Annotated in this window: 16 protein-coding genes and 1 tRNA gene; 14 read left to right on the top strand and 3 right to left on the bottom strand. The window is 64.5% G+C overall.

The genetic code is table 11. The features are described 5' to 3' along the window. Positions 1-4 precede the first annotated feature (4 nt). Together C2847_RS08465 and C2847_RS08460 are read left to right on the top strand one after the other, a co-directional pair. Entirely contained in the window at positions 5-274 is a 270-nt protein-coding gene (locus tag C2847_RS08465; RefSeq protein ID WP_105317983.1) for a hypothetical protein, read from the top strand. A gap of 4 nt (positions 275-278) precedes the next feature. Further along, the gene (locus C2847_RS08460) at positions 279-719 is read left to right on the top strand and encodes a phosphate-starvation-inducible PsiE family protein (protein WP_105317982.1); all 441 of its coding nucleotides are present in this window, start codon (positions 279-281) and stop codon (positions 717-719) included. On the opposite strand, the gene C2847_RS08455 is transcribed toward C2847_RS08460, so the two are convergent. Next, entirely contained in the window at positions 697-1,602 is a 906-nt protein-coding gene (locus tag C2847_RS08455; RefSeq protein ID WP_105317981.1) for a LysR family transcriptional regulator, read from the bottom strand. The genes C2847_RS08460 and C2847_RS08455 overlap by 23 nt on opposite strands. 70 nt (positions 1,603-1,672) lie before the next feature. Between C2847_RS08455 and glpX the strand changes: the two genes are divergently transcribed. The 7 genes from glpX to fba are packed head-to-tail and all read left to right on the top strand — an operon-like array spanning position 1,673 to position 8,032. Then, a complete protein-coding gene (gene glpX / locus C2847_RS08450) occupies positions 1,673-2,647 on the top strand; it encodes a class II fructose-bisphosphatase (RefSeq protein WP_105317980.1) in 975 nt (324 codons plus the stop codon). 11 nt (positions 2,648-2,658) lie between these two features. Next, entirely contained in the window at positions 2,659-4,107 is a 1,449-nt protein-coding gene (locus C2847_RS08445; RefSeq protein ID WP_105317979.1) for a form I ribulose bisphosphate carboxylase large subunit, read from the top strand. A 17-nt stretch (positions 4,108-4,124) separates the two neighbouring features. Then, positions 4,125-4,550 carry a ribulose bisphosphate carboxylase small subunit gene (locus tag C2847_RS08440; RefSeq protein WP_105317978.1) on the top strand — a complete coding sequence of 142 codons (426 nt, stop codon included), beginning with the start codon at positions 4,125-4,127 and terminating at the stop codon, positions 4,548-4,550. A 60-nt stretch (positions 4,551-4,610) separates the two neighbouring features. Beyond that, a complete protein-coding gene (locus C2847_RS08435) occupies positions 4,611-5,495 on the top strand; it encodes an AAA family ATPase (protein WP_105317977.1) in 885 nt (294 codons plus the stop codon). Next, positions 5,485-6,450, top strand: coding sequence for a phosphoribulokinase (locus C2847_RS08430; protein ID WP_105317976.1), 966 nt, complete (start codon positions 5,485-5,487; stop codon positions 6,448-6,450). Before C2847_RS08435 ends, C2847_RS08430 begins: the two co-directional genes overlap by 11 nt. Before the next feature lie 9 nt (positions 6,451-6,459). Then, positions 6,460-7,128, top strand: a complete 669-nt coding sequence (gene rpe / locus C2847_RS08425) for a ribulose-phosphate 3-epimerase (protein ID WP_105317975.1) — start codon at positions 6,460-6,462, stop codon at positions 7,126-7,128. Beyond that, positions 7,109-8,032: a class II fructose-1,6-bisphosphate aldolase gene (gene fba, locus C2847_RS08420; RefSeq protein WP_105317974.1), complete on the top strand. Its 924-nt coding sequence runs from the start codon at positions 7,109-7,111 to the stop codon at positions 8,030-8,032. The genes rpe and fba overlap by 20 nt, the downstream gene beginning before the upstream one ends. A 71-nt stretch (positions 8,033-8,103) precedes the next feature. Here the strand turns inward: fba and C2847_RS08415 are convergent. Beyond that, a tRNA-Pro gene (locus C2847_RS08415) sits at positions 8,104-8,180 on the bottom strand. Positions 8,181-8,237: 57 nt separating this feature from the next. Between C2847_RS08415 and C2847_RS08410 the strand changes: the two genes are divergently transcribed. Genes C2847_RS08410 through C2847_RS08390 form a run of 5 tightly spaced genes read left to right on the top strand, consistent with a single transcriptional unit; the run spans position 8,238 to position 13,670 of the window. After that, complete coding sequence (locus C2847_RS08410; protein WP_105317973.1) at positions 8,238-8,555, top strand: cupin domain-containing protein; 318 nt, start codon at positions 8,238-8,240, stop codon at positions 8,553-8,555. A gap of 42 nt (positions 8,556-8,597) precedes the next feature. Continuing rightward, positions 8,598-10,772, top strand: coding sequence for an ATP-binding protein (locus tag C2847_RS12840; RefSeq protein WP_105317972.1), 2,175 nt, complete (start codon positions 8,598-8,600; stop codon positions 10,770-10,772). Between the two features lie 9 nt (positions 10,773-10,781). Continuing rightward, positions 10,782-11,144 carry a response regulator transcription factor gene (locus tag C2847_RS08400; RefSeq protein ID WP_105317971.1) on the top strand — a complete coding sequence of 121 codons (363 nt, stop codon included), beginning with the start codon at positions 10,782-10,784 and terminating at the stop codon, positions 11,142-11,144. After that, positions 11,128-12,267 (top strand): HEAT repeat domain-containing protein, encoded by a 1,140-nt coding sequence (locus tag C2847_RS08395; protein ID WP_105317970.1) that lies wholly within the window; start codon positions 11,128-11,130, stop codon positions 12,265-12,267. The genes C2847_RS08400 and C2847_RS08395 overlap by 17 nt, the downstream gene beginning before the upstream one ends. Next, the gene (locus tag C2847_RS08390; RefSeq protein WP_105317969.1) at positions 12,264-13,670 is read left to right on the top strand and encodes a glycosyltransferase family 2 protein; all 1,407 of its coding nucleotides are present in this window, start codon (positions 12,264-12,266) and stop codon (positions 13,668-13,670) included. Before C2847_RS08395 ends, C2847_RS08390 begins: the two co-directional genes overlap by 4 nt. Here C2847_RS08390 and C2847_RS08385 read toward each other — a convergent pair. Next, positions 13,656-14,828, bottom strand: coding sequence for an MFS transporter (locus tag C2847_RS08385; RefSeq protein WP_105317968.1), 1,173 nt, complete (start codon positions 14,826-14,828; stop codon positions 13,656-13,658). The genes C2847_RS08390 and C2847_RS08385 overlap by 15 nt on opposite strands. Positions 14,829-14,851 lie beyond the last annotated feature (23 nt).

Genomic DNA, 14,851 nt, shown 5'->3' with positions numbered 1-14,851 from the left:
GTATATGGATTACTCAGAAATGCCCTACCAGGAGGCCAGGAAGCAGGCGGTGAAGGTGCTGGAGGATGGTTACGGGGATGCGGTGATTTTGAAGGACGCCCATGGCTACTGGGCCCTCTACTACCTCTACGGTTTCCAGACCCCGCCCCCAGAGGCCCCGCCCCACTGGATGGAAGGTCCTTTCCCAGGGGAGGAGGGGATCCGCTCCCCCTACGAGATGCAGAAATTTTTGGAGGAACAGGGGGATTTCACCTACCTCAACGATGTAGACTAAAACGGTGAAGCGGGACGCTTACAGGGTTCTCCAGATAACGGAAACGGTAATCTACCTCTTCGCTGGCTTTCTCATCGCCGGCGGGGCGGCGGTTCTCCTCCTTTCCACCTTGGTGGAGGGGGTGTACCACCTGATGAGGGGGGACTACGGGGAGGTGGCCCTGAGCCTTTTGGACCGCGTGCTTCTTGCCTTGATGCTGGCGGAAATCCTCTACACCCTGCTGCGTTTCGCCAAGGAAGGGACCCTCGAGGCCACCCCCTTTCTGGTTATCGGCCTCATCGCCGCCATCCGCCGCATCCTGGTCCTGACCGCAGAGGCGGTGGAGAAGTTTGACCTGGCGGATCCCGCCTTCATGGCGGTCTTGGCCGAGCTGGGGCTTCTTTCCCTCATGGTGGTGGCCTTGGCCTTGGCCATGCGCCTTACTAGGAGCGAAGCAGGGCGATGAGGGCCTGGGCTGCGGGGTTGGCCACGCTCTTGGGGTGCACCAGCCAGAAGTAGCGGCGGATCTCCCCCACGGGCGCAGCCAGCCTTAGGGCTCGGAGGTTCCCCACCTTTAAGTTGGGCTGGACCACCACCCGGCTTACGATCCCGACCCCAGCTTTCGCCAGCACCAGGCGCTTGGTGACCTCGTTGTTGTCAGTGTAGAAGGTAGGGTTAAGCTCCAAGCCCGCTTGCTCAAAGGCCCGTTCCAGGGCCCGCCAGGTCATGGAGCCGGGCTTGCGCACGATGAGGGTTTCCTCCTTTAACCACTCTGGGGGCACGGTTTCCCGCCCCGCCCAGGGGTGGTCGGGGGGCACGATGAGGCCCAGCTCATCCTCGTAAAAAAGGTGGCGCTCGTAGCCTTCCCAATGCTCTACACCCTCTAACACAGCGAACTCCACTTCCCCTATGAGCAGGCGCTCCGCCAGGCGCTCGGAGGAGCCGCTTTCCACGTGCACCCTTACCCCGGGATGGGCGTCGTGGAAGTTCTTTAGGAAAAGGGGAAGCACGTAGGTGGCCATGGTGGTGGCGGCTCCCAGGGTAACCTCCCCCAGTTCCAACCGGCCCATGGCCTGGGAAACCCGCTGGAACTCCTCCAGGGCCTGCACCACCCGCCTGGCCTCGGGCAGGAGGGCCTCGCCCACGCGGGAGAGGACCAGGTGCCGCCCCGGGCGCTCAAACAGGGGGTGGCCCACCTGTTCCTCCAGGGCCCTCAGGTACTGGCTTACCGCGGGCTGGGTGATGCCCAAGGCTAGGGCTGCCCGGCCCACCCCACCTTCCTCCACCACCGTGACAAAGACCCGTAACGCGGCAGGGTTCGGCAGTTTAGCGTTTTTAGATATGAGCATGGGCTTATGTTATAGCCGAAAACATATGATTGCAATAATAAAATGCCCCCTCTAAGGTAAGCGCATGGCTATGCCCACGCGCAACCTGGGCCTGGACCTGATGCGGGCTACCGAGGCCGCTGCTTTGGCCTCGGCCCGGTATGTGGGCCGGGGGGACAAGGAAGGGGGGGACCGGGCGGCGGTGGAGGCCATGCGCCTCCTCCTCAACAGCCTGGACTTCCGCGGCCGGGTGGTGATCGGGGAAGGGGAGAAGGATAAGGCCCCCATGCTCTACAACGGCGAGGTTCTGGGCCAAGGCCGGGGCCCTTCCTGGGACCTGGCGGTGGACCCGGTGGAGGGCACGAGGCTCCTTGCCTTGGGTCGCCCGGGGGCCATCAGCGTCATCGCCGCAGCTCCGGAGGGCTCTCTTTTTAACCCGGGACCCGCCTTCTATGCGGCCAAGCTGGTGGTGGGCCCGGAAGCCAAGGAGGCCATTGACCTTAAGGCCTCGGTGGCCGACAACCTAAAGGAGATCGCCCGCGCCTTGAAAAAGGAGGTGCGGGAGCTCACGGTTTTCGTCCTGGATAAGCCTCGCCACAGCCGGCTTATTGAGGAAATCCGGATGGCCGGGGCCCGGATCAGCCTGCAGACCGATGGGGATGTGGGCGGGGCCTTGGCCGCGGTGCTACCCAACACGGGTATTGACGTGCTCATGGGCACGGGGGGCACCCCAGAGGGGGTGATCGCCGCCGTGGCGGTGCGGGCCTTAGGGGGTGGGATGCAGATGCGCCTGGATCCGCAAAGCGAGGAGGAACGCTGGAACGTGGTGCATGCCGGCTATGACCTGGATCGGGTGTATACCTTGGACGAACTCTGCTCGGCCGAGGACACCCACTTTGCCGCCACCGGCATCACCGACGGCCCCTTCCTAAAGGGCGTGCGCTATGGGGAAAGCCAGGCCTGGACCGAGAGCCTGGTCATCCGCGGGGCCACCCGGACCCTCAGGAAGGTGGAAGCCTGGCACCAGCTTGAAAAGCTTCGGGGCATCAGCCCCGTGGCCTATTAGGAGGTGTGGAAATGGCAACAGGATACGCGGGAAAAGGTAAGTACAGCAAGGCCGGAGTCCTGGAGTATAAGCAGATGGGCTACTGGGACCCGGACTATGAGCCCAAGGATACGGACACCATCGCCCTTTTTCGGGTGACGCCCCAGCCTGGGGTGGAGCCCGAGGAGGCGGCGGCGGCGGTGGCTGGGGAGTCCTCCACGGCCACCTGGACGGTGGTCTGGACCGACCGCCTCACCTACCTGGACCGGTACCGGGCCAAGGCCTTCCGGGTGGAACCCGTTCCCGGCAATCCCGAGCAGTACTTCGCCTGGATCGCCTACGACCTGGCGCTTTTTGAGGAGGGGTCCATCGCCAACATGACCTCCTCCATCATCGGGAACGTCTTCGGCTTCAAGGCCCTTAAGGCCCTGCGCCTCGAGGACCTGCGCATCCCTGTGGCCTACCTGAAAACCTTCAAGGGCGCTCCCCACGGCATCCCTGTGGAGCGGGACATGCTGAACAAGTACGGCCGCCCCCTCCTCGGGGCCACGGTGAAGCCCAAGCTGGGCCTCTCCGGGCGCAACTACGGCCGGGTGGTTTACGAGGCCTTGGCGGGGGGCTTGGACTTCACCAAGGACGACGAGAACATCAACTCCCAGCCCTTTATGCGCTGGCGGGACCGCTTCCTCTACGCCCAGGAGGCGGTGATGAAGGCGGAGCAGGTCACGGGGGAGCGCAAGGGCCACTACATGAACGTCACCGCCGCCACCATGGAGGATGTCTACGAGAGGTTGGAGTTCGCCAAGGAGATCGGCTCCATCATCGTCATGGTGGACCTCACCATGGGCTACACCGCCTTGCAGTCCGTCTCCAACTGGTGTCACAAGAACGGCATGATCCTCCACCTCCACCGGGCCAGCCACGCCACCTTCACCCGCCAGAAAAACCACGGCATCAACTTCCGGGTCCTGGCCAAGTGGATGCGGATGCTGGGGGTGGACCACATCCATGCCGGCACCGCCGTGGGCAAGCTGGAAGGCGATCCCAACCTGGTGCGGGGCTACTACGACATCCTCAGGGAGCAGTACGTGAAGGCCGACCCCGTGAAGGGCATCTACTTTGACCAGGACTGGGCGTACCTGCCCGCGGTGATGCCCGTGGCCTCCGGGGGGATCCACGCCGGCCAGATGCACCTCCTCCTCTCCCTCTTTGGGGACGATGTGGTCTTGCAGTTTGGGGGCGGCACCATCGGCCACCCCATGGGCATCCAGGCGGGGGCCACGGCCAACCGGGTGGCCCTGGAGGCCATGGTTAAGGCCCGCAACGAGGGCCGGGACATCCTGGCCGAAGGTCCCGAGATCCTCAAGAAGGCGGCCCAGCACTCGCCAGCTTTGGCGGCGGCTTTGGATACCTGGGGTAGCGTCACCTTTGACTTTGCCTCCACCGATACCCCGGACGTGCTTCCCACCCCCACCAGCTAAGAAAGGAGCTGAGGAAGATGCGGATTACCCAAGGTACCTTCTCCTACTTGCCCGACCTGGCGGACGAGGAGATCCGGGGCCAGATCGAGTACATCATCAAAAACGGCTGGGCGGTTTCCATCGAGTACACCGACGACCCTAGCCCCTACAACGTCTACTGGAACATGTGGGGCCTGCCCATGTTTGACCTGGAGGACGCGGCGGCGGCCATGTACGAGTTCCAGAAGTGCCGCGAGGCCTTCCCCAACCACTACATCAAGATCAACGGCTACGATCCCTCCCCCATGTGGCAGGCGCAAAGGGTGTCCTTCATCGCCCACCGGCCTAAGAAAGAGCCTGGCTTCCGCCTGCACCGGCAGCTTTGGAGCGATGGGCGCAGGCTGAAATACACCTTGGAGCCCTACGTCACCATGAGGCTGGAAGGCGAGCGTTACCAGGAGTAGTCCCAAGGGTCTGGGGGTCCCGGCCGTGCCCGGGGCCCCTTAGCTAAATCAAGGAGGGTTATGCAGGAAACCCAAGGCCAAAACCTGGCGGTGGTGAAAAACCCCGAGATCGAGGCGGTGCTGGATACCTTGGACCAGGAGCTTGTGGGCCTTAGGCCGGTGAAGCAGCGGATCCGGGAGATCGCCGCCTACCTCTCCGTGGACCGGCTTCGCCGGGAGCTGGGGCTTACCGCCGACCGGCCTACCCTGCACATGGCCTTTGTGGGCCCCCCGGGCACGGGCAAGACCACGGTGGCCTTGAGGATGGCCACCATCCTGCACAAGCTGGGCTACATCCGTCGCGACCACCTGGTGGTGGCCAGCCGCGACGACCTGGTGGGCCAGTACATCGGCCACACCGCCCCCAAGACCAAGGAGGTCCTGAAGCGGGCCATGGGGGGTGTGCTCTTCATCGACGAGGCCTATAGCCTCTACCGGGCGGAAAACGAGCGGGACTACGGCCAGGAAACCATCGAGATCCTCCTCCAGGTGATGGAGAACCAGCGGGAGGACCTGGTGGTGATCCTGGCAGGGTACAAGGACCGCATGGAGGAGTTCTTCACCCTAAACCCGGGGATGCGCTCCCGCATCGCCCACCACATAGAGTTTCCCCCCTATAGCGCCGAAGAACTCTTCCAGATCGGCAAGCTCATGCTGGAACGGCAGGGCTATCGTTTCACCGAGGAGGCGGAAAAGGCCTTCTTGGAGTACCTGGAACGCCGCATGCGCCTTCCCAACTTCGCCTATGCCCGGAGCGTGCGCAATGCCCTGGACCGCTTCAAGCTTCGGCAGGCCTACCGGCTTTACCAGAAGGCGGGGCCGGTGACCCTAGAGGAGCTCATGACCCTCACCGCCGACGACATCTACGCCAGCTCGGTTTTTAGGGAGGAGGAAGATGCCCCATAGGCCTTTCATGTTGGGCATTGCCGGTGACTCGGGGGCGGGGAAGACCACCATTTCTGCGGGGATCGCCCGGCTTTTGGGGGTGGAGCGCACCACCAACATCTGCGTGGACGACTACCACAAGTACGACCGCAAGCAGCGCAAGGAGCTGGGTATCACCCCCTTGAACCCCGAGTGCAACTACATGGACATCATGGAGCAGCACGTGAGGCTTCTTTCCGAGGGGGAACCCATCCTGAAGCCGGTGTACAACCACTCCACGGGCACCTTTGACCCGCCGGTGTACGTTCCGGCGCCGCGGGCGGTGGAGGAGGAGGGCAGGCTCATTCCCCGGGTGGTGATCCTGGAGGGGCTCCTTACCCTTTTTTCCCCGGCCTTGAGGAGCCGCTACCACCTCACCGTCTACCTGGACCCCGAGGAGGAGCTCAGGCGGGAATGGAAGGTGAAGCGGGATGTGGCCAAGCGGGGGTACACCCCGGAGGAGGTCATCGCCGACATCGAAAGGCGCATGCCCGATTCCCGGGCCTTTATCTGGCCGCAGAAGGAGCATGCGGACATCATCGTGCGCTTCTACCGCCCCGTGGGCTACGATCCGGAAAACCCCAGCACCCTGAACGTAAGGATCACCCTCAAGCACACCCTGCCCCGCCTGGACCTCTCGGAGGTGCTCCACTCCGCCTACGAGGACGAGGCCCTGATCCGCCTGGAAACCCGGAAGGAGGCGGACATCCTGGACATCACCGGCCACGTGACCCCCGAGCAGGCCCAGGCCTTTGAGCGCATCATCTGGGATCATCTGGGCCACCATGCCGAGCACTTCGACCCCAGCCTGGTGGGTACCTTCTGGGATAAGGCGGGGCAGAGCTATCCCCTGGCCCTGACCCAGCTCATCATCGCCTACTATCTGGTTAAGATGCGGGAGCTGGCCATCGAGCGGGGGCACCTGCGGGTGGCCTAGGGGGAAAGGATGCTCAAGTTTGCGCCCTCCATCCTCACGGCGGACCTGGCGAGGCTGAAGGACCAGATCGAGGAAGCCCAGGCGGCAGGGGTGGACTGGATCCACCTGGACGTGATGGATGGGGTGTTCGTCCCCAACCTCACCTTCGGGCCCCTTCTGGTGGAGGCGGTGCGGCGGGTGACTTCCTTGCCTTTGGACGTGCACCTGATGATCGTGCAGCCGGAGAGGTACCTGGAGGACTTCGCCCGCGCTGGAGCCGATGTGATCACCGTCCACTTTGAGGCTACCCCCCATGCTCACCGGGCGGTGCAGAAGGTGAAGGAGCTGGGTAAGAAGGCGGGGCTTGCCCTCAACCCTGCTACCCCCCTCGAGGCCTTTGAGCCCCTGTTGCCCGAGCTGGATCTGGCCCTCCTCATGAGCGTGAACCCGGGGTTTGGGGGGCAGAAATACATTCCCACCTCCACGGGAAGGCTTCGCCGGCTCAAGGAGATGCGGGATAGGCTGAATCCCTCTTGCCTCATTGAGGTGGATGGGGGCGTGAACCGGGATACCGTGGCCGAGGTGTACCGGGCAGGAGCAGACGTGGCCGTGGCGGGAAGCGCCCTTTTTAACAAGCGGCCCGTGGCTGATAACCTTAAGGAGCTAAAGGAGGTGCTCTATGCCCTTGGCGATAGGTAAGGAGGTTTTGGACAAGGCGCGGCGGGAAGGCTATGCGGTTCCCAGCTTCAACACCAACAACCTGGAGATTACCCAGGCCATCCTGGAGGTGGCCGATGAACTGAGGGCTCCGGTCTTCATCCAGGTTTCCGATGGAGCCCGGAAGTACGCGGGGATGGAGAACCTGGCCAACCTGGTGAAGGACATGGCCAGCCGCACCAAGGTGCCCGTGGTCCTCCACCTGGACCACGGGGCCGACTTCAAGATGGTGATGCAGGCCCTGAGGGCGGGCTTCACCAGCGTGATGATTGACGCCAGCCACCACCCCTTTGAGGAAAACGTGGCCGAGACCAAGAAGGTGGTGGAGGCGGCCCACGCGGTGGGGGTGAGTGTGGAGGCGGAGCTGGGCCGGCTTCAGGGCATTGAGGACAACATCCAGGTGTCCGAGGCGGAGGCCTTCCTCACCGATCCCGAGGAGGCGGAGCGCTTCGTGGCGGAGACGGGCATCGACTACCTGGCCATCGCCATCGGCACCAGCCACGGGGCCTACAAGGGCAAGGGCCGGCCCTACATTGACCACAAGCGCCTCGAGGAGATCAGCAAACGGGTGCATATCCCCCTGGTGCTCCACGGGGCCAGCGGGGTCCCCACCTGGCTCAAGGAGAAGCTCTTGGCCACGGGGGCCGAGCTGAAGGAGGCCACGGGCATCCACGACGAGGACATCAAAAAGGCCATTCCCAACGGCATCGCCAAGATCAACATCGACACCGACCTGCGCCTGGCCATGACCCTGGGGATCCGCGAGGTGGTGGTGGGGAACCCCAAGGAGTTTGACCCCCGCAAGATCATCGGGAAGGGCCGGGACTACCTGAAGCAGGTGATCCGGGAGAAGTTCGAGCTGATGGGCACGGTGGGTCGGGCATAACCCACCCCGCCCTGGCTGTGCCAGGGTGGGAGCCCCAAAGACAACCCCCCGCCCGTGTGGGCGGGGGTTTCTGGTCGGGGAGGCCGGATTTGAACCGACGACCACACGCACCCCAAGCGTGTGCGCTACCAGGCTGCGCTACTCCCCGGCGCGCAAAGGTTAGTGTAGTGCCCCGCTTGGGCTTTCGTCAAGTAGACTTGGGGCCATGGAGATTAAAGACCTCAAGAGCCTGGTGCGGTATAACCCAGAAAAAATGGCCAAAATCCCCGTGTTTGAGTCCGACAAGTTCTTCTTTGACCTTTACGCTCTCCTTCCCGGTCAGGCGCAAAAGGTGCACGCCCATGAGGGCTCCGATAAGGTCTACTATGTTTTAGAGGGCGAGGTGGTGGTGCGCATCGGGAAGGAGGAGGTTCTTTTGGTTCCGGGGATGGCGGCTTTGGCTCGCTCCGGGGAGACCCATGGGGTGCGGAACGAGTCGGCCAACCCCGCCCTTCTCCTGGTGGTGATGGCCCCGAAGCCCTAGCCTTTCACGGGGTTTTCAAGCCTTTGGAGTAGCCTTCTTCCGATGGTCAAAGCCTTGCCCGCCGACCTGGGGTTTTTGGCGGAGGTCCTCCGCCGTTACCCGGTGCGGGTCCTATTCCGGGGGGAGGTCCTTCCCGAAGAGCCCTTGAGGGGGGAGAAGCTTTGGGAGGAGGGCGAGATCGCCCTCTACTGGGAGGGGCCACCCCCCTCCCAAGAGGTAAGGGAGGCCCTTCGGCTTCTCCTTAAGGTTTTGCGGGAGGTTTTGGAGCTTAGGGAGAGGGAACTGGCCCTCCTGAAAAGCCAGGAGGAAACCTCGAGGCTCCTCGGCCTTCTCCTCCACGAGATCAAAAACCCTCTCATGAGCGTTCTCGGAGCCCTCGAGCTCACCCTGGAGGTGGAGGGCCTGCCGGAGGAGGCCAAGGAGCTTCTTTCCATCGCCGAGAAGAGTGCCCGGCGCATCCAGGACCTCCTCAACAAGGCCCGGGAGTACCTGCGCCTGGGCCAAGGGGTCCGCCTGAAAAGCGAGCGGGTGGACCTGAAGGCCCTCCTTCTGCAGGTGGCGGAGGAGATGCGCCCCCTGGCCCGAAGGAGGGGCATTGCCCTGCGGCTGATCCTGCCCAAGCGGGAGGCCTGGGTCTACGGGGACCGGGAGTGGCTGTACCAGGCGGTGCTCAATGTGGTCAACAACGCCGTCAAGTACACCCCGGAAAGGGGGCGGGTGGCGGTGCGCCTGCTGGTGGGCCCAGAGCGGTACGGCATTGCGGTTTCCGACACGGGCCCCGGCATCCCCAAGGAGGAGCAGGCAAGGGTCTTTGAACCCTTCTACCGGGCCTCCACCCGGGGGGAGGTGGAGGGGACAGGGCTTGGGCTTGCCCTGGTGAAGCGGGTCCTCGAGGCCCATGGGGGCGAGGTGCGCTTAAGAAGCCGTCTCGGCCAGGGAAGCACCTTCCTTCTCCTCTTGCCCAGGCCCCGGCCGGGCCAAAGGGCCCTGGTGGGAAGGCTTCTTCTCCTCATGGTGGCCCTGATCGCCTTGGCCCGCCTGCCCATCCTCCCTGCTCCCTTGGGTTCCAAGGCCTTCGGGGAGGTGCCGGCGGGGGAGGTGGTGCGGCTTCCCGGGCTGGAGCTGGCCTTTAGCCCCGAGGCTAAAGGGGAAGCCCGGCGCTGGCGGAGCCTTTGGGGTGGGGGGAATAGGGTGCAGGTGAGCCTGGAAGGAGGAGGGGTGGAGGCCGTGCGGGAAAAACCCCTGCCCCTGACCCTTTCCACCCCGGAGGGCCGGGTGCGGCCCACCGGGACCCACCTCCGTCTTTCCCGGGAAGGCGGAGCCCGGCTTTCCCTGTACCGGGGGAAGGTGGCCTTGGGGCAAGAGACGCTTCCTGCCGGGGAAGGGGCGGTCTTGGGCAAGGGGGTTAGGCGGAAGCTTCTTGCTGCTCCCTTGGTGCGTCCGGTGCCGGGTCCTGAGGGGGAGGTGGTCTTCCGCCTCCTGGGTCCTGAGGGGACCCGGGCCTTCCGGGTGGAGGTGCGGAGCGGGGAGGCGGTGGTCCTTTCCGCCAAGGTGGAGGGCAACCTGTTCCGCTACCTGCCCCAGGCGGACCGCCTGAGCCAGGTGCGGGCCATGGCCTTGGATGAAGTGGGCCTCGAGGGCTACCCCTCGGACCCCGTGCCCTTCCGGGAGCGGAGAAGCTTCTACGAGGGCAGGAAACGGCTTCCCCAGGACCCAGCCGGAGCGGAAGCCTTCTTGCGCCAGGCGGTGTCCGCTTTCCCGGATGATGCGGAGGCCTTGGGCGAGCTGGCCTTTGCCCTTTACCTGCAAGGCCGCCACACCGAGGCTAAGCCCCTTTACGAGAAGGCCCTGGCCCTTTTGGACAGCCCCGACATCCGCGTGCGCTACGCCAGGCTCCTTTACCACATGAAGCGCTATGGGGAGGCGGAGGAGAGCTACCGTCTGGTTTTGGCCGGGGATCCCGGGAGCCTGGATGCCCGCTGGGGGCTTGCCGAGGTGGTCCTGGCCCTGGGCCGGGCCAAGGAGGCAGAGCTCCTTGCCCGGCAGGTCCTGGCGGTGGAACCCCACTATCCCTTGGCGCGGTTTACCTTGGCCAAGGCCCTGTTGGAGCAGGGGAAGGTGCCCGAGGCGAGGAGGTTTCTTGAGGAGGAGGTTAGGCGAAACCCGGATCCTGAGGTGAAGGCCCTGCTGCAAAGGCTTCCTCAGCCGCTCCCTTAAGATAAAGACGTGGCTCGGGTTTTGGTGGTGGAAGACGACCCCACGGTGGCCAAAGTGTTGGAACTGGCCCTAAGGCGGGAGGGGTACGAGCCCCACCTGGCCCGGGACTATCCGTCGGCCAAGGCGGCGCTGGACGGGGATTGGGATGCCATCCTTCTGGACATCAACCTGCCGGGGGGGTCTGGTTTGGACCTTCTTCGCTACTTGCGGAAGGAGCTCCACAAGACCACCCCTGTCCTGGTTCTTTCCGGTCTTAAGCAGGAGCGGAGCTTGAAGGAGGCCCAGGCCCTGGGGGCCCAGGAGTACCTCACCAAGCCCTTCAGCCCTGGGGAGCTTGTAAGGCGCTTGGAGCGCTATGTGGCGGCGCGGTGAGCGGCTTTATGCCCTCCTGGTGGTGCTGGTGGTCCTCCTCGAGGCCTTGGCCCTGGGAGGGTTGGTGGTGGCCTTTTCGGGGCGGCTTTTTAACCTGTTCGGTTACCCGGTAGTCTACCGCGCCCTCTTCCAGGCGCTGGGCCTTACTGGACTGGCCTTGGTTTGCCTTTCTGCTTACATCCTCCTCTACCACGCCTACACCGCCAGCAAGGAGCTTCTGGACCGAGGGGCTTATGAGGACTGGCTCACCCAGTTCACCCAAGCCCTCTTTAGCGGGGAGCCGCCTCCACCGCCCCCTTGGCCCCGTCCGGCCCTCGAGGCCCTTTTGAACCTACGGGAGATGCTCAAGGGGGAGTCCTCCGAGCGGATAGCCGACTGGCTCCGCCAGGTTTATCCCCACTGGATCCGTCTTCTGAAAAGCCGGTGGGCCTCCCGGCCTGCCCGGCTGGAGGCTTTGGATGCCCTGGCCCAGGCCCGTTTGCCGGAAACCCTGGAGGCCATCCTCCCCTACCTTTCCCATCGGGATCCCGTGCTGCGCCTGGGGGCGGCCCGGGCGGGGGCCCGGGTGGCCCAGGGGGAGGGGCTTGGACGGCTGGCGGAGGCTCTCCTCCAGGCGGGTCTACCCCGCGGGGCCCTCCTGGAGGTCCTCCTCCTCCTGGAGGAGCGGGCGACACCCGTGGTGGAGGCCTTTCTTTCCCGGGGGGGAAGGGAGGAGGTGTGGGCGGCCCTGGAGGCCATAGGCCGGCTTAAGCAGGTGCCCTTGGTGGAAAGGGTCCTTCCCTTCTTGGACCATGCGGATCCCGAGCTTAAAGCGGCGGCCATGCGTGCCCTTTACCGCCTGCGCTACCCACCCCAGGGCTACGAGGGGCTTTTGCTGGCAGCCTTAAAGGACGACCGGGAGTTCTTGCGGGCCCATGCCGCCCGGCTCATGGCCCTTTTGGGTAACGACCTGGCCCGGCGAGCCTTGTGGAAGATGCTTTCCGACCCCTCTTTTTACGTGCGCCGGGCGGCGGCGGAAGGGCTTTTGTGGATGAACAAGGGCTTCCTGGCCCGGGCTGCGGAAAGCCACCCCGATCCCTTTGGCCGGGCCATGGCCCAGCAGGTGTTACGGGAGACGGCATGAACCTCCTTTTGGATTCTTTGTTCGTTTACCAGGTGGTGATCCTGTGGTATTTCGCTCTTTTGAACTTCTTCTATGCCCTCTTCGCCTTCTTTGGTCTGGGCGTGGTGGCCCGCTATGCCCGTGAGCTTTCCGAGCTTTCCCTGAAGGACCTTTTGGAACGGGAGGCTTACCTGCCCGTGTCCATCCTGGTGCCCACCTACAACGAGGAGAAGACCATCGCCCACTCGGTGCGCTCCTTTTTGAGCCTGCACTACCCGGAGTTTGAGGTGATCGTGGTGGCGGATGGGCCCAAGGACCGGACCCTGGAGGTGCTCAAGGAGGCCTTCCGCCTGGTGGAGGTGGAATGGGTCTACCGCCGGGTGCTTCCCACCAAACCTGTGCGGGCGGTCTACCGCTCCCTGGTCTACCCCAACCTCATCGTGGTGGACAAGGAGAATGGGGGCAAGGCCGACGCCCTAAACGCCGGGCTCAACCTGGCCCGCTACCCCCTCTTCTGCGCCGTGGATGCGGATAGCCTCCTGGATGCCCAGGCCCTTCTCCGGGCAAGCCGCCTCTTCTTGGAGGACGACCGCGTCCTGGCCGTGGGGGGGACCATACGGCCCCTCAACGGGGCGGTGGTGCGGGAGGGCGTGGTGGAGGCCCTGCACCTTCCCCGGGGCTTTCTAGAGAAGATGCAAATCATGGAGTACGCCCGGGCCTTTTTCATGGGCCGGGCGGGCTGGAGCGCCATGGGGGCCCTGCTCATTATCTCAGGGGCCTTTGGCCTTTTCCGCCGGGAGGAGGCCTTGAGGGTTGGGGGGTACCGCACGGACACCGTGGGGGAGGATATGGAGCTGGTGGTGCGCCTCCACCGCCGGGCCCGGGAGGAGGGGCGAGAGTACCGCATCGTGTACACCCCGGATCCCATCTGCTACACCGAGGTGCCCGCGGACTGGGCCACCCTTAGGAAGCAACGGAACCGCTGGCACCGGGGGCTATGGGAGGTGCTCTGGAACCACCGGCTGATGCTCTTCAACCCCCGGTATGGCCGGCTCGGCCTTCTGGCCATGCCCTATTTCGTCCTCTTCGAGGCCCTGGCCCCGGTGGTGGAGGTGTTGGGGTATGTGCTTTTCCCGGTTTTCTACCTCCTTGGCCTTTTCAATGCGCAGTTTGCCTTCCTCTTCTTTCTCCTGGCCATGGCCTACGGGGTGCTTCTTTCCCAGCTGGCGGTGGGCATGGAGACCTTACTCCTCAAGCGCTATCCCCGGCTAAGGGACCGCCTGGCGCTCCTTTTCTTGGCGATCCTCGAGGGCCTGGGCTACCGGCAGATCCTGGCCTGGGAGCGTTTTCTCGCCACCTTCCAAGTCTGGCGGAAACGGGGGGTCTGGGGGGAGATGCGGCGCAAGGGGTTAGAGTCTGCGTAAGCGGAGGGCCACCCCAAGGCGCAAGGCTAGGGAAAGGAGGATGGGGAAGTGGTAAGGGCTTGGCCCCAGGCCCAGGCTGGCGGCGCTTCCCGCCAGCAGGCTTCCCAAAAGCCCCCCCAGGCCCAGGGCCAGCCAGAAGAGGACCAGGTAGCCGTTTCTGGCTTCCTTGGGGGCGTGGGCCAAGGCCGCATTGGCCAGGGCAGTTCCCAGACCGCTCCAGGCCAGGGCATCGGCAAGGGCGGAAAGCCATATGGGCCAGGGAAAGGCCCTGGACCCCGAAAGCCAGAGGAGGGGCATCAAGGCTGCCACCATTGCCGTGCGGAAGAGGACGGCCTTGTGACCTTCCCGGTCCGCCATCCGGCCCCACATGGGTCCGAAGAGGAGGCCGCTTGAGGCGGAGATCACCGTCCAAAGACCCACCTCGGTCATGGAAAGGCCACCCACCTGTACGAAGTAGGGGATGACGTAGGGTCCTCCCACCATGACCGCCCCGTACCAGAGAAAAACCAGGCCCAGGTAGCGCCGGTAGGCCAGGTCCTGCCAGGCGATCCCGAGAGCCTTTCGGGCGGGAGGGGCGGGGGATTCCGAAGGCTCGCTTTGGAGGCGGAGAAGCAAGACGGAAAGAAGTCCGGCCCCCACCCCCAGAAGGAGAACAACCTGGTAGCCCAGGGGTGAAGGAAGGCGGTCGGCCACCATACCCCCCATGAGGTTCCCCAGGGTGCCCACCAGGCCCAAGAGGGCGTTTCTGAAGCCGAAGTAGCGTCCCCGCCTTTCCTCGGCCACCAGGTCCGCCATCCAGGAGAGCCAGAGGACCCCTACCGGGGCAGCCAGAAGCTGGGAGAGGCCGGCAAAAAGAAGAAGGGTCGGCACCCTCAAGCCTTCTGGCAAAAAGGCGGCCAGGGCAGCAGGCAGGAAGAGCATCCGGGCCAAAAAGTTGAGCCGCACCGCCAGGGCCTTGCGGCTTCCCCTCAGGGAAAGGGCCAGGGGGGTTAGGAGCTGGGCCAGGAAGGGAAGGGCTCCCAGAAGGGCCAGGGCTTGGGGGGAAGCGCCCAGGGCCAGGGCATACCCGGTGACGATCACCCCCGTGCTCCAGTTGAGGAACAAGATGGCTAGGGTGCCTTCCCAGATGGAAAGCCTGAGGGAGCGCTCCGGTTCCACCCCATGATTATCCTTGAACCCGG

It is taken from the genome of Thermus tenuipuniceus (assembly GCF_002964845.1).
GTDB classification, from domain to species: Bacteria; Deinococcota; Deinococci; order Deinococcales; family Thermaceae; genus Thermus; species Thermus tenuipuniceus.
This window is presented reverse-complemented; position numbering and strand designations above follow the sequence as displayed.

Excerpts from the sequence above, each read along its gene's own strand:
- C2847_RS08465 (WP_105317983.1), top strand. The coding sequence starts at position 5 with ATGGATTACTCAGAAATGCCCTACCAGGAGGCCAGGAAGCAGGCGGTG.
- C2847_RS08455 (WP_105317981.1), bottom strand. The coding sequence starts at position 1,602 with ATGCTCATATCTAAAAACGCTAAACTGCCGAACCCTGCCGCGTTACGG.
- glpX (WP_105317980.1), top strand. The coding sequence starts at position 1,673 with ATGCCCACGCGCAACCTGGGCCTGGACCTGATGCGGGCTACCGAGGCC.
- C2847_RS08445 (WP_105317979.1), top strand. The coding sequence starts at position 2,659 with ATGGCAACAGGATACGCGGGAAAAGGTAAGTACAGCAAGGCCGGAGTC.
- C2847_RS08440 (WP_105317978.1), top strand. The coding sequence starts at position 4,125 with ATGCGGATTACCCAAGGTACCTTCTCCTACTTGCCCGACCTGGCGGAC.
- C2847_RS08435 (WP_105317977.1), top strand. The coding sequence starts at position 4,611 with ATGCAGGAAACCCAAGGCCAAAACCTGGCGGTGGTGAAAAACCCCGAG.
- C2847_RS08430 (WP_105317976.1), top strand. The coding sequence starts at position 5,485 with ATGCCCCATAGGCCTTTCATGTTGGGCATTGCCGGTGACTCGGGGGCG.
- rpe (WP_105317975.1), top strand. The coding sequence starts at position 6,460 with ATGCTCAAGTTTGCGCCCTCCATCCTCACGGCGGACCTGGCGAGGCTG.
- fba (WP_105317974.1), top strand. The coding sequence starts at position 7,109 with ATGCCCTTGGCGATAGGTAAGGAGGTTTTGGACAAGGCGCGGCGGGAA.
- C2847_RS08410 (WP_105317973.1), top strand. The coding sequence starts at position 8,238 with ATGGAGATTAAAGACCTCAAGAGCCTGGTGCGGTATAACCCAGAAAAA.
- C2847_RS12840 (WP_105317972.1), top strand. The coding sequence starts at position 8,598 with ATGGTCAAAGCCTTGCCCGCCGACCTGGGGTTTTTGGCGGAGGTCCTC.
- C2847_RS08395 (WP_105317970.1), top strand. The coding sequence starts at position 11,128 with ATGTGGCGGCGCGGTGAGCGGCTTTATGCCCTCCTGGTGGTGCTGGTG.
- C2847_RS08390 (WP_105317969.1), top strand. The coding sequence starts at position 12,264 with ATGAACCTCCTTTTGGATTCTTTGTTCGTTTACCAGGTGGTGATCCTG.